The sequence below is a fragment of the uncultured Haliea sp. genome (assembly GCF_963973825.1).
In the GTDB taxonomy this organism is placed as follows: Bacteria; Pseudomonadota; Gammaproteobacteria; order Pseudomonadales; family Halieaceae; genus Haliea.
The window spans coordinates 1-12,248 of the sequence record NZ_CAXBAE010000012.1 but is presented as its reverse complement, the minus strand read 5'-3'; the positions used below and the strand labels follow the sequence as shown (position 1 = coordinate 12,248).

Sequence of the window (12,248 nt, the reverse complement as noted above, 5' to 3'; positions counted from 1 at the left end):
CCGAAAATGCGTAAGGTAAAGGGCCCTTCGGCCGCGATACCCTGATAAGTCTGTCGGCCGGTATGGGCATGGGTCGCTCCCTGCAGGCACGGCCGCGGCGAGTGGAAACTCTGGACTGACTGGGGGGAGATTGCAATGTCGAGCGACTGGCAACGGCTGGGCGGCCTCATCGGCACACTCTTCATGGCGCAGGTGGCGTTCGCCGCCAATAACGACAACGCAAACTGCGCCGCGCTGCAACCGGCGCTGGCTGCCACCGCAGGCGTCACCCTCACGGAAACGCCCCAACTGATGCCCGCGGGCGACCTGCCAGCGTTCTGCAGGGTGCGCGGCCAGGCCGCCGGTAAAGTGGGCTTCGAAATGCGCCTGCCACCTCGCGCAGACTGGAACGGTAAATTCGTGCTCGCCGGCTGCGGCGGTTTCTGCGGCCAGTTGCTGCCCGACAAGCCGGGCTATTCCAACAGCATCAACGAAGCCCTGAAGCAGGGCTATGCCGCCATGGCCCACGACAGCGGCCACCAGGCCCCGACCTCGGACACCGACTGGGCGCGCAGTGGCGATGACCAGGCCGTTGCGCTGTGGGCCGAGGCCGTGTTGCCGACGCTGGCCACCCTGAGCACCGAGGTGATTCAGGCCTACTATGCGCAGGCCCCGAAACGGCGCTACTTCTCCGGCTGTTCCAACGGGGGCCGGCTGGGCCTGGTAGCAGCGCAGCGCTATCCCGAGCTGTTTGACGGCATCGCCGCGGGCGGCCCGATTCTGGACCTGTCCGGCAATGCCGGTGTGCAGGGCGCGTGGATGATCCAGCAGGCCTGGACCCCCGATGGTGAGCCCCGGTTCACCCCCGCACACATCGATCGCCTGGCCACCCATGTACGCGAGGCCTGCGATGCGCTGGACGGCCTGGAAGACGGGCTGATCGCCACACCGGAGCGATGCCATCCCGACCTCAGCGCGCTGCGCTGCACAGCCAATACCGACAGCGGCTGCCTGAGCGCGGAGCAGTTGCAACAAGTTGCCGCGCTGTATCGCGGCGCGCACGACGGCGATACGCAGCTGTTTCCCGGCCTGCCGCCGGGCTCCGAGCACCTGTGGCCGTTCTGGATTACCGGCCGTGACGGCCAACCCGCCTGGGGCAGAGACGCCTCCCAGGGTTTCCTCGACATCTACCGCAATGTGCCCGCAGGCCAGCACGTGAACCCGGCGAGCATTGACGTGGTGGCGGAAGCGGCGGCCATGGCGGCCTCGCCACTGGCACAGCGCGCCAATGCCACCAACGTGGATCTCTCTGGACTACGCGCCGCAGGCACGCGGCTGCTCATCTGGCACGGCTGGGCAGACCCGCTGATTCTGCCGCAGCGCACCATCCGCTATTTCAACGACGCGGCCGCGGAAAACGGCGGCGCCGAGGCGCTGGCTGACCACGCCCGCCTGTTCATGGTGCCGGGCCACGGGCATTGCTGGGAAGCGCCCGGCCTCGCACCGGACCTGTTCGACCCGCTGCAGGCCCTGGATGCCTGGGTAGAGCAGGCTGAGCCACCCGCACAGATTGTGGCCCGCGACACGCTGGACCCTGCGGCGGCCACGGCAACGGCGCTGCTGTGCCCCTATCCCCTGCGCGCCATCCATGACGGGCACGGGCCGCTGGATGATGCCGCAAGCTACCGCTGCGGCGAGTAACGAATACGCGCACTCCATCGCAGTGACTGGCCAACCCGCAAGGCGGATTTGCACGTGGCTATGGGCGCGTGTTTTCCGTAGAGTGAAGCGCATAGGGCGCGGGACGGCGCACACCGATGCCGCCCCACCCTCATCAAGGAGGTTGTTATGGGTGTAGAAGTAGGTGGCCTGCTCGGGCTGATCTGGCTGGTGATTGTTATCTGGGCCGTGATCAAGGTGGCGAAAAGCTCTGCCGGAGGCCTGGCGAAAGTGCTGTGGATTCTGCTGCTGTTACTGGCGCCCCTGGTGGGGCTGATTATCTGGGCGCTGATGGGGCCGAAGGGTTAGCGATCACCGTCTGCGTATTGGCCAGCATTTCGGCCCACACCGGCCAGAGGTGCTGGGCATACCAGGGGCTCACATCCACCGGCGGTGGCAGCCCACCGGACAGCCAGTCCCGCAGCCGTGACACCAGCGCGCCCACATCCCCCGGCGGGTAACGGCAGGCCGTTGGGTACTGTTCCGGATAACACAGCGCATCGGGCACCAGCGGCCTGGCGCCCGCACTCGCCGCCTCCAGCATCGCCAGCCCCTGGAACTCGTGGCGGGCCGTGCTCACCGCAATGGCCGCCTTACCGAGCAGCGCACGGTACGCATCCGCAGGCAGCTGACCATCCGCAACAATCCGTTCCGGCAGGGCCTCGCGCAAGCGCGCCAACGCCGGCGGCACCCGCGAAGGGCGCTTGCCGAGCAAGGCGAGCCGGAATGCCACACCCTGCCCTGCCAGGGCAATCATCGCCTCGGTGAACAGCTCCGGCGCCTTGTCGTGTTCCCAGCGGTGATTCCAGAGAATCAACTGTCCGTCGCGCTCCGCCGCCGGCGGCACCGGGTCTACGGGTACCGGGCACACACCACTCTTCTGCGCCAGCTGGTCGGCAATGCCGGCAGGTACCGCATCAGGCATCTGCTCCAGTAGCTGCTGCACGCCGTGCAGGTAACTGTCGCGATTGAAGGCGGAGTTGAACACCAGCCGGCTGGCCGCCAGACCGCCATACAACTGCACCATCTGCGGCTCAAGCCAGTGGCGCTGGCGGCTGCTGAGCGGGTAGGCAAACTGGTTTTCGTGGAAGTAATAAAGCGTGGGCACCGCCGCCAGACGCGGGTGCAGGCCCTTGAGGGTGGCGAGGTCCACCATCGAGGTGGCCAAAATCAGGTCCGGCTGTTGCGGTGGCAGGGCCGCCAGCCAGGACAGCGGATTGCCGCGAATACGCCAGGCGAAGTGCCGACCCGGCAGCTCCAGCCGCTGCCAATTGAACTGTGGCTGCGAGCCCAGCAGCCAGTCTGCCCAGGCAGCGTGGCTGTCGGCACGGTAGGCGGAGAGTAACCACGCACAGGGCGACGAGCCCGAGACGGCGGAATATGACGATCGATGCATGGCCATGATGTATCACACCCGCAGGAGACTTGTCATGCTTTGCAAACGGCAGCTTACCGCCCCACACACCCCATTCATCGCAAAAACCTTGCAGCAGAACTCCGCCCCGTAGACAGTACACGTTTGACCATCGGCCGGGGGACACACCGTGTATCGACTTTTTGCCAAAATACTGGCGGGGCTCATTGCCACCGTGGTGCTGGCCGTGGGCGCGCTGGCACTGGTCGTCAGCTACAACGCCGCCTGCGAGCCACCGCCCCCAGCGGCAGACGGCGCTTCAAGCTTCACGGCTGTCATGCAGCGTTGCTACGGCGATGCGGACATCATCACCGTGGAGACCGTGGCGAAGCCCGAGCTGGCAGAGAGCGACGTGCTGGTGCGGGTGCATGCCGCCTCGGTCAACCCCCTCGACAAGCACTTCCTGCATGGCACACCCTACCTGCTGCGCCTGGTCAACGGCCTGAATGCGCCGCAGTCGCCACGCATGGGCGCAGACTTCGCTGGCGTGGTGGAAGCCGTCGGCTCGGGTGTGACACGGTTCGAGCCGGGCGATGCCGTGTTCGGTGTGGCCAACGGCGCCTTCGCCGAGTATGTGGTGCGCAGCGAAACCGGTGGCATGGCCCTGAAACCGGCCAACCTCAGCTTCGAGCAGGCCGCCGCGCTGCCCGTGGCGGCGATCACTGCCCTGCAGGCGCTGCGCGACAAGGCGCAGGTGCAGCCCGGCCAACACGTGCTGATCAACGGCGCGTCCGGCGGCGTGGGCAGCTATGCCGTGCAACTGGCCAAGGCCATGGGCGCCACCGTGACGGCGGTGTGCAGCGGCCGCAATGCGGAGCTCGTGCGCGCGCTGGGTGCAGACCGGGTAATCGACTACACGCAGCAGAACTACACCGAAGGCGACACCCGCTACCACGCCATTATCGATATGGTCGGCAACCATGCCATCTCGGACATACTGGGTGTCACCGAGCCGGATGGCGTGCTGGTGCTGGTCGGCTCCATGAAGATAGACCCCTGGTGGGGCCCGCTGGCGCGGCCGTTACACGCCGTGGTGCGCTCGCCCTTTGTTTCCCAGCGGCTGGAGTCACTATTGGCAATGACCACCGCTGAGGACCTAAGGGCTCTGGCCCGCTATGCGGACGCCGGGCAACTCACGCCCGTGATCGATCAACGGTTCACCCTGGCGGAAGTGCCCGAGGCGATCCGCTACCTGGAACGGGGCCGCACGCGCGGGAAGGTGGTGGTGAGTGTGGTGCCCTAGCGCCGCTTTCAGCTCTGGTGCGAAAAATACGGGTCCAGCTCCATGCCCTCCGGGGGATTGAAGTACGTCCGTATGTGGCACACTTTGCCAGCGTCGTCCACGGTGTAAATCTCGATGCCTTCCACCACCACCGGCTTGCCATTGACGGTGCCGGTGGAGCGCACCACCAGCGCCGCCTGATCCAGGCAGACCTGCTTGAGCAGGCACTCCAGCGTCCAGACGTCGCCATTCTTGAAGCTGTTTTCCCAGCTCTGCTGCACCGCCAGCGGGCCTTCTTTGAGCAGGCCGCCGTAGGGGTCTTCAAACACGATGTCCTCAGAAAAATTCGCTGACCAGCGCGCCTGATCCTGTGCGTTCCAGGCGTCAAAATGTTCGTTGATGGCGTGGTCGATCTGTTCTTTGGTGGGCATGGGGTGGCTCCTAGGTGCATTTTTTTCGTGGCCGCGAACCGCGCTGCATTACTGTACTACTACCGCGATGCGATGCGGTACCGTGGGGCAGCCCTGAGCACCTACCGCCCAAACGTCCACTCCGTCAACTGCTGATCCGCCTTCAGGCGCGCCCGCTGGTGCAGCATGGCCTGATAGATGGCCGTAGGATTAGGCTGCTCGACCAGGGTGGGCAGGGACACGCTGGCCTCCAGCAGAAAACGCTCCCGGTGGGGCGACCCCAGCCAGGCGTGGTTCCACCAATCCAGAATGCGCTCATGTGCCGAAGACAGCGCCTGCGCGGAGGGCAGCTTGTCGCCCTTGGCCAGGTTGATGTCGCGGCGGGCCGGCAACAGGTTCCACAGGTCGTTGTTGAACCAGCGCGACCAGGGAAAGCAGTGGTCGATGTGCAGCCTGTTCGCCTCACGCACATGGCGGGCGCTCCACACGCAGGGAACGTCCACACCCTGCTGGCGCAGGTCCAGCACGCGACCGGCGGCGAGGCTGGTATCGCGCCTCCCCTCCTCCCAGGCAAAGACCTGCTGGTCGCCGGCGCGAGGGTCACTCACATTCCACTGACTGTGCAGGGCCGCCCACTCGCGCAGGATGGCGGGCTCCAGCCAGCAGGCGTACTGCCCCAGGGTCTGCCAGATCGCGGCGGGAATACGGAACACGCCGAACCGCGCCAGGTACTCCGGGGAAACCACCAGCGGTTGTGGCTGGAAACGAAACCCGCGCCGTTCGAATTCAAATACGGGGTCAGCCCGACCGGGCCACGAAATATAGTGCGCGGGCATTTTAGTGATATTGGCGCAGGCATCGCGGATGGCCTGGGTGACGATGGCGGCTTGGTCGGCCGCCAAATGGCCGCCCACCCGCAGGTCGTAGGGAGATACCTGCGCCAGCCTCCAGAAGGCATCCTTCGCGAAACCATAACCCTGCCCTGACTCGGGCCGTTCGCGCAGCTGGTGATTGATCAGCAGCGGCTTGTACTGCTTCAGCCAATAGAGGCCGACGATCCCAAGGGGAATGTCTACCCAGCCATCCGAGCGCCGCATGACCACGCCCGGAGCACTCTCGGCAATCCGGGTGAGCACCCGCAGCAGCCCCAGCTTGTAGGACGCCGACTTGTTGTCGTTGACGATGATGTGGCGCAGCAGCGGCAAACTGCCCGTGCCATCATCCGGGATGGTGAACACCACCGTTTCCCACTCCACGTGGGCGCGGGTCTGGTCCGGCTGCCGCACGGGGTCCTTCATCACCACCGCCCGGCGCTGGGCGAAGACCGCGAGCTCGGCGGCGGAGACCGGATGAAAACCGCGCTCCCGGTTCTCCTGCTCATCGCTGCCATGGCGCAAGGTGATCACCAGCGTTCCGCCGGGCTTCAGCAACTCCGTTAGGATACGGAAGGCCCGCTCGCGCTGGCCCGGCGCCACATGCATCCAGACGGCACTAAGCAGCACCAGGTCGAAACGGTGGCCGAGGGCGCGCAGGCGGGCGAGTTCGGGCAGGGAGTCGTCAAGCCAGGTGACGTTGGGGTGGGATTTGGGTATTGCCAGCTCACGCATGCCCTGGCTGGGCTCGACGGCGATGACGTCCCAACCCTTTTCGGCTAGCCAATTGGCGTCGCGGCCGGAGCCGGCGCCTATGTCGCAGGCGAAGCCGGGGGACTCCGGTAAGTTACCTTTTGCCCACCCACCGTGCACCATTTCGGAGGATAGTGCCTGGTACTGCTCAGATAGCGCTTTGGCACGAGCACTATAATAGTTTGGGGGTTTGGTGTTCATCACAAGCGCTACGCAGGACGGGCATGTTCGAACAAGTGAGCAGGCATAGGGTACTCGAGTTCCCAGACCATCGAGATCGGCCTGTCACCTTCGTAGGAGAGCAGCTCACTCACGGGCCCCAAAAACACAAAGGGAGACGTTTCCCGTCCTACCCGCTTCTTGAGGCGCGCGAAAAACAATACGGCATAGCCTCTCTCCTTGAAATGGATATAGCCCTTGCCCCGCTCGCTGTCCTGAGACGTTCCTGACTGGCTTTGCCAATGGAGCTTGGTTCGACTAATCGGGTAATCCTCGTACCGAGTTGTCGGAGAGAAATCCTTCTCTTCCTTCTGAAATGTAACTAGGTTGACGTAGAACTTGTTCTCCCGGGAGTGGAAAGCACCGACGCCGGTAGAGCCCGAGGCGTCTATCGTGGCCAAATCCAGAAGGGACTTGATTTCTGCCGAACCGTATTCCGCGTGAAGCCTGAGGCGATGGCCAGAGGGCAGTTGAACTTCAGGCATGACGGTACTTGCTCTTGAAAGCTGCCAATCCGCGATCTCAGCCGCATCACTCACCAGGGTGGGATTCGCGCTCCATTTGCCAATGGACTCATTCACCGAAGCAACGCCAACCTCGGTGCCCGTTCTTCCCCAGAGAAGATAGTGCAGGGCTACCCCTACCCTCGCATCATCAATACCTGTTCCGGCCTCTCGATGTTGCATTTTTGAAATTGCTTGCAGGAGAACCGGGTCTGTCCGTAGCGCAATTCTGGATAGCGCTTTTCTACCCACTGATATATCGGCATCAGATGGCCGCGACTCGCGAAACGCTACCGCCTTCCACTCAGACCAGGTCTTCTTCCTCAAAACTTCGGCGGCCTGCAAGCCGGTCTCTTCGATAAACGATCCAAACCGCAAGGGTTGATCTGACTCAGATTCCCAGGTACGAATCGTCTCTGGAATAAAACTGTTCAGGTCATCCAGAACCGCTCTGATTTTTCTCAGGACCTCATCTCTGGCAACTCGCTCCAGTTGGATATTGCATCCTGCTGGCAAACTCGGGAAGTCTTGCTCCACCTCTTTGTCCAGCCGCATACGACCGTCAGTGAGCAGCGCGGAAAACTTCCTATCCAACCGGTACCGTCTGTGAGTCTGACCTACAAAATCGAGAACGGTCAGGCAATCCTTACCGGGGGCATGACGAAGACCGCGTCCTAGCTGTTGCAGAAATACGGTGAGGCTCTCGGTAGGCCGAAGAAACATGACGAGGTTGATGTCCGGAATGTCAACCCCTTCGCTCAACACATCAACCGTAAACAGGAAAACTGTGGTTCCCTGCCTAAAATCACACAATCGCTGTTGTCGAACATCGGAGGGGGTGTCTCCGAGAAGGACTTCAGACGGTATCCCAGCGGCGCGAAAACTTTGCGCCATATATTTCGCATGGACCACACCCGCACAAAAGCCAATGCCTTTGGTGTCTGACAGGTCGGGTTGGTAATTTGCAAGCGCCTTCAGAATCAGATCAAGCCGCTGCCGCGCACGGAAATCATCTCCCGTGTAGACCGCTTCCAACTCAGTAGAGTTGTATTTCCCATTGCTCCAGAACCGCTCTTCGCTGAGGTCTACAGTGTCGGTTACGCCAAAATAATGGAAGGGACATAGCAGCCGCTCTTCCAACGCCTCAGGGAGCCTGATCTCTGCAGCATAGCGCCCACCAAAGTCGGACAGGATCGAGCTTCCGTCCATTCGCTCGGGTGTGGCTGTTAGACCCAACAGTAACTCGGGACGCAAGCTGTTGATGATGGGGCGGTAGCTACCCGCAGGCAGGTGATGCGCTTCGTCGATCACTACGAATTTGAAATGGTTGTCGCCAAGGGATTGCCAAGACTGCCTCGCAGTCAGACTCTGCACAGACGCGAATACATGCTTCCATTCAAGTGGCGACTGGCCGTCTACAAGAAGTTCGCCAAAATTGGCGTCACGAAGTACTGTTCGGAAACAACTCTGCGCCTGCTGGAGAATCTCTTTGCGGTGTGCGACGAACAACAAATTGGGTAGCCCACCAGACGCCTCCGCGAAACGGCGATAATCAAGCGCCGAGATTACCGTCTTACCGGTTCCCGTTGCAGCAACGACAAGGTTTCGATTCTCTCCATTCGCCCTTGCGGCGGACAGGGCCTCCAACACCCTTTCCTGAAAGGGTCTGGCAGTGATGTCAGCAAAGAACACCGGAATGCTTGCATCTCTCGCCCGAGCACGACCGATAGCCGTTCTAAACCTGGCAAAATCGTCTTTGAGAAACGGCTCAAACTCTGGGCTGTCCCAATAACTTGCAAATTCTGCTGAAAAACGCTCCAGAACGTGCTTCATATCCTGCTCTGTGACCTTCACCGTCCACTCTAAACCACTGGTCATGGCCGCATGGGACATGTTTGCAGAGCCGATGTAAGCCGTCGAGAAACCGGTGTCCCTGATGAACTGGTAAGCTTTGGCGTGTAGACGCGTGCCGCCTGTGTCGTATGATAGACGAACTTCTATATTGGGCTGGGATGCCAGCCACTCGAGTGCTTCCGGATCGCTAGCACCCATGTAGCTGGTGGAAATAATCCTGACCCGAACTCCCGAACCTACCAACGACTCAAATGCGGGTCGCAGTAATCTCAGTCCGGACCATTTTATAAATGAAACCAGGATATCGACCCGATCCGCGGTCGCCATCTCCGCACGCAACTCATGCTCCAGTGGCGGATCCCCGCGTTGTCCAGTGAGCAAAATGCTAGTAGAAAGCGGCGTCGTAGGTCGAACACTTCTCCGGGTGCCGCTCTGTACTTCTAGCAAGAGTTGCTCTTTCCTTGCGAGGATCTTCCGCTTGATCAGGTATTGCAGCCCATCGGTCTCTGACACCAGCTGAACAATTCGATTGACGAGCGCGCGCCTTCCACCAGGCTTCTCCTTCCGCAGTGCTTGTTCAAGGACATCAAATAGAAAACGAGAATAGGTATAAGGTTGCGACTCATCGTCGATTGACCTCAAAACCGCTTTCAGCTCTGGCTTGGACTCCAAAAGCTCTTGTAGCTCTTCGTCCAACAAACGCTCGTAGAGGCCTATCTGTAAACCTTTCATTATTATTTCGCCAGTTGGTTACGCTGTGAAAGGGTAGGTATCTCTGCAGGAGCCCATTGAAGCTGCTCCCCGCCTCCGGGATCTACCCAGGCGAAAGCGGCGTGCTCTGTGAGATGAATACAGCGCCGCTCGACACAGTACGCCAGCATTTGAGGCGATGCGTGCTTCTGCGACAACAAAAGTGCGTGGCGGGTTAAACATCCGCTGCAACGATTTGCTAGGCACCGGCGGGCACCACGGTTCGGCACTTGGGGAAAGCACTGCAACCCCAAAATTCTTGACCTGCATTGGCTCCAGATTTGGCCTTCCGAAGAACCATTGGTTCGCCACACTTCGGGCAGGCTTGTGACTCTGTTTTTGCATCTTCGGCCTCAAATCGAACTGGGCCCTGCTCTATGGCAGATCCCGGCTCAGTAGGCGCTTTAATGTCTTCAGACTGTTCAAACGGTGTAGACAGTTTCAGGGTTGCAGAAGGCGCTGATTCTGCTGGCACAACCGGTTGCGGTGACATGGCCCCCGTAATTTGACGTTGCAGCTCTGCTACAACATATGACTTTGCCGCTTTGACCCGGAGAAGCGGCAAGCCGGCTGATTGACAAGCTCCGTTGAGCAGGTCATCTCGCTTCTGGGCTTTAGATGACCCATGACTCGAATCATCCAATTCAACAGCCAGCTTGACTGAGCAATCCGTAGGTTCGCACACGATAAAGTCAAAGTGCTTTGATGAAATAGCATTGAACGCACGCTGCCAATCGGATCGGCTTTGCGCCTTTCTTGGGGAGATTACATCGGCCACACGAACCTTCGAGAACACGATCCCGGAGCCACCGACAGCTTGTACGAGGACCCCATAGAAAGATCGCTCCGCCTTCGAGAGAAGAAACTTGGATAACTGATACGGGTAAGCCCGAGATCCACCCTTGCTCTTGGCAAGCGCCAAGAGGAGGACCACTACAAAAATGATGCTTACAGCAAGCAGCAAGGTATTCATCCAGTACTTCCTCTAAATGCCTGAAGCCGCTTGCATCGGCGGCAAACCGCAGGTTTAACGTCCATCAAAGTAGTGCTAGTTCAGCGTCCGACATGGCGATCCGGCGATCGAAGGAGGCGTATGCCCACAGCCACTATCTGACATTACGAGCAATTTCTATCGAAACGAAAATGCATATCAACATACCCAAGCTAGTAATGTGTTTTACGCTCTCCCTACCCAAGCCAGCGCGCCTACAAATAAGGCCCAAAACGATATAGTTAAAAAATCCCGACAAGACGATTAGCACGATCGCGGTGTACACCGTCGTTGAGAACTGTGAAAATGCGTCATCCATAAACCTTCTTGCTCCTGGTTACGTCACATAACGCCGATATTCAGCGGCGGCCTTTGCGTAGCGAAGCGGAGAAAAGGCCATCCGGTGGAGGCCCGTCAGGGCCGAAACGAACTGGAATGACTCGTTAGTAGTGTAAATACCGCTATCACCCAGGCCAAGCCAATGCCTCTCCATATCTAATTTCAATAGCTTCCGTGATTGACCCGCCGCTGACTATGGCTGGACCATGTTGCAATCGCCACTCATTATTGGGGCCTACATAGCAAAAACTAGGCACTTCGAGATTCGGGAGCCTATTCAGAGTAAGTAATTCTCTTTTTAAGCTGGGCAATGGGAGGGAAGAAACAAGTACCGTCTTACTCACAAGCGGGCTTCTCATCCGCTGAACTGAATCTATAAGTAATCTAGCAATTGGGAGAGGGCCGGTCGTCTTTATGCGAGCACGGCGGGATAGCCGACATAAACGACTCCACTCACGGGGCTCCATTTCTTTACCATGCGATAAAATGCCCATTTCCGTTTTTCGAAGAGGACGCCCCTGGAAAGTTCCGAAATCAAATGAGCGCCTTACATGGTCTGTGGCATCTCCATTATTATCTAGAAAATTTGAAAGATGCCACGCATAGATTCGCAGCCCCTCTGGTGCAGGCTCTCCCACGTCCCACGGCATACCCCAACCAACACCAATAATGGCTAATTTTTTATTTCTGCGTGCTATCGGCTGGGCCCAGATCCGGTTACCAATTATCTTCCCGAGCAACGCAATTTTTCGATCAAGGTATCCCGTTGATAAGTCTTTGTGATTATTGGCCAACAATTCTGACAACCACAAGTGTGTAGGTTTTCCGTCGACTCGTGCCAGTCCAGTGAAGCTTATAATCCAGGCATCATTCCACAAGATTGACTTCGTCGCATCGTCATCTGCTATCGACCCATCTGGCCATGTCAGCCTTCGATCTGAAACCTGCATGGCGATAGGATATGAGGCATACGTAACAATTATCGTCATCTTGATAAGTCGTACAAAAGAATAACCATGGCCATGCCACAACTCCTGATCACTACTCTACTAACGCCTCGGTTTGCGGCGGACCACGCAGTGGGCCGTCCGAGCCGAAGGCGACAACACCGACTTGTTATGCGTCTTCGCCATTACCGGACAAAAGTTTCAGCATTGCACCTTGCCACCTAAGGATACTCTGAATAAGTCTGGAATTTTGCGATAATACGCCATGCCCCAACC

General features: G+C 59.5%; 8 protein-coding genes. 3 read left to right on the top strand and 5 right to left on the bottom strand.

The window, feature by feature from the left end:
- Positions 1 to 135 precede the first annotated feature (135 nt).
- Entirely contained in the window at positions 136 to 1,680 is a 1,545-nt protein-coding gene (locus tag AACZ17_RS13470) for a tannase/feruloyl esterase family alpha/beta hydrolase (protein WP_339638445.1), read from the top strand.
- Positions 1,681 to 1,827: 147 nt separating this feature from the next.
- The gene (locus AACZ17_RS13465; protein ID WP_339638443.1) at positions 1,828 to 2,007 is read left to right on the top strand and encodes a PLDc N-terminal domain-containing protein; all 180 of its coding nucleotides are present in this window, start codon (positions 1,828 to 1,830) and stop codon (positions 2,005 to 2,007) included.
- Here the strand turns inward: AACZ17_RS13465 and AACZ17_RS13460 are convergent.
- Complete coding sequence (locus AACZ17_RS13460; RefSeq protein WP_339638441.1) at positions 1,976 to 3,100, bottom strand: DUF3524 domain-containing protein; 1,125 nt, start codon at positions 3,098 to 3,100, stop codon at positions 1,976 to 1,978. The two genes, AACZ17_RS13465 and AACZ17_RS13460, sit on opposite strands and share 32 nt — an antisense overlap.
- 142 nt (positions 3,101 to 3,242) lie before the next feature.
- Here AACZ17_RS13460 and AACZ17_RS13455 point away from each other — a divergent pair, with 142 nt between their 5' ends.
- Positions 3,243 to 4,355, top strand: a complete 1,113-nt coding sequence (locus AACZ17_RS13455) for an NAD(P)-dependent alcohol dehydrogenase (RefSeq protein ID WP_339638439.1) — start codon at positions 3,243 to 3,245, stop codon at positions 4,353 to 4,355.
- 8 nt (positions 4,356 to 4,363) lie between these two features.
- Here AACZ17_RS13455 and AACZ17_RS13450 read toward each other — a convergent pair whose 3' ends face one another.
- From AACZ17_RS13450 to AACZ17_RS13435, 4 genes are all read right to left on the bottom strand, one after another.
- Positions 4,364 to 4,765: a nuclear transport factor 2 family protein gene (locus AACZ17_RS13450; RefSeq protein WP_339638437.1), complete on the bottom strand. Its 402-nt coding sequence runs from the start codon at positions 4,763 to 4,765 to the stop codon at positions 4,364 to 4,366.
- A 101-nt stretch (positions 4,766 to 4,866) separates the two neighbouring features.
- Positions 4,867 to 6,492 (bottom strand): class I SAM-dependent methyltransferase, encoded by a 1,626-nt coding sequence (locus AACZ17_RS13445; RefSeq protein ID WP_339638435.1) that lies wholly within the window; start codon positions 6,490 to 6,492, stop codon positions 4,867 to 4,869.
- Between the two features lie 86 nt (positions 6,493 to 6,578).
- Positions 6,579 to 9,677: a DUF3427 domain-containing protein gene (locus AACZ17_RS13440; protein ID WP_339638434.1), complete on the bottom strand. Its 3,099-nt coding sequence runs from the start codon at positions 9,675 to 9,677 to the stop codon at positions 6,579 to 6,581.
- A gap of 217 nt (positions 9,678 to 9,894) precedes the next feature.
- Complete coding sequence (locus AACZ17_RS13435; RefSeq protein ID WP_339638432.1) at positions 9,895 to 10,668, bottom strand: DUF2726 domain-containing protein; 774 nt, start codon at positions 10,666 to 10,668, stop codon at positions 9,895 to 9,897.
- Between the last annotated feature and the right edge of the window lie 1,580 nt (positions 10,669 to 12,248).

Excerpts from the sequence above, each read along its gene's own strand:
- AACZ17_RS13460 (WP_339638441.1), bottom strand. The coding sequence starts at position 3,100 with ATGGCCATGCATCGATCGTCATATTCCGCCGTCTCGGGCTCGTCGCCC.
- AACZ17_RS13440 (WP_339638434.1), bottom strand. The coding sequence starts at position 9,677 with ATGAAAGGTTTACAGATAGGCCTCTACGAGCGTTTGTTGGACGAAGAG.
- AACZ17_RS13435 (WP_339638432.1), bottom strand. The coding sequence starts at position 10,668 with ATGAATACCTTGCTGCTTGCTGTAAGCATCATTTTTGTAGTGGTCCTC.
- AACZ17_RS13450 (WP_339638437.1), bottom strand. The coding sequence starts at position 4,765 with ATGCCCACCAAAGAACAGATCGACCACGCCATCAACGAACATTTTGAC.
- AACZ17_RS13465 (WP_339638443.1), top strand. The coding sequence starts at position 1,828 with ATGGGTGTAGAAGTAGGTGGCCTGCTCGGGCTGATCTGGCTGGTGATT.
- AACZ17_RS13445 (WP_339638435.1), bottom strand. The coding sequence starts at position 6,492 with ATGGTGCACGGTGGGTGGGCAAAAGGTAACTTACCGGAGTCCCCCGGC.
- AACZ17_RS13470 (WP_339638445.1), top strand. The coding sequence starts at position 136 with ATGTCGAGCGACTGGCAACGGCTGGGCGGCCTCATCGGCACACTCTTC.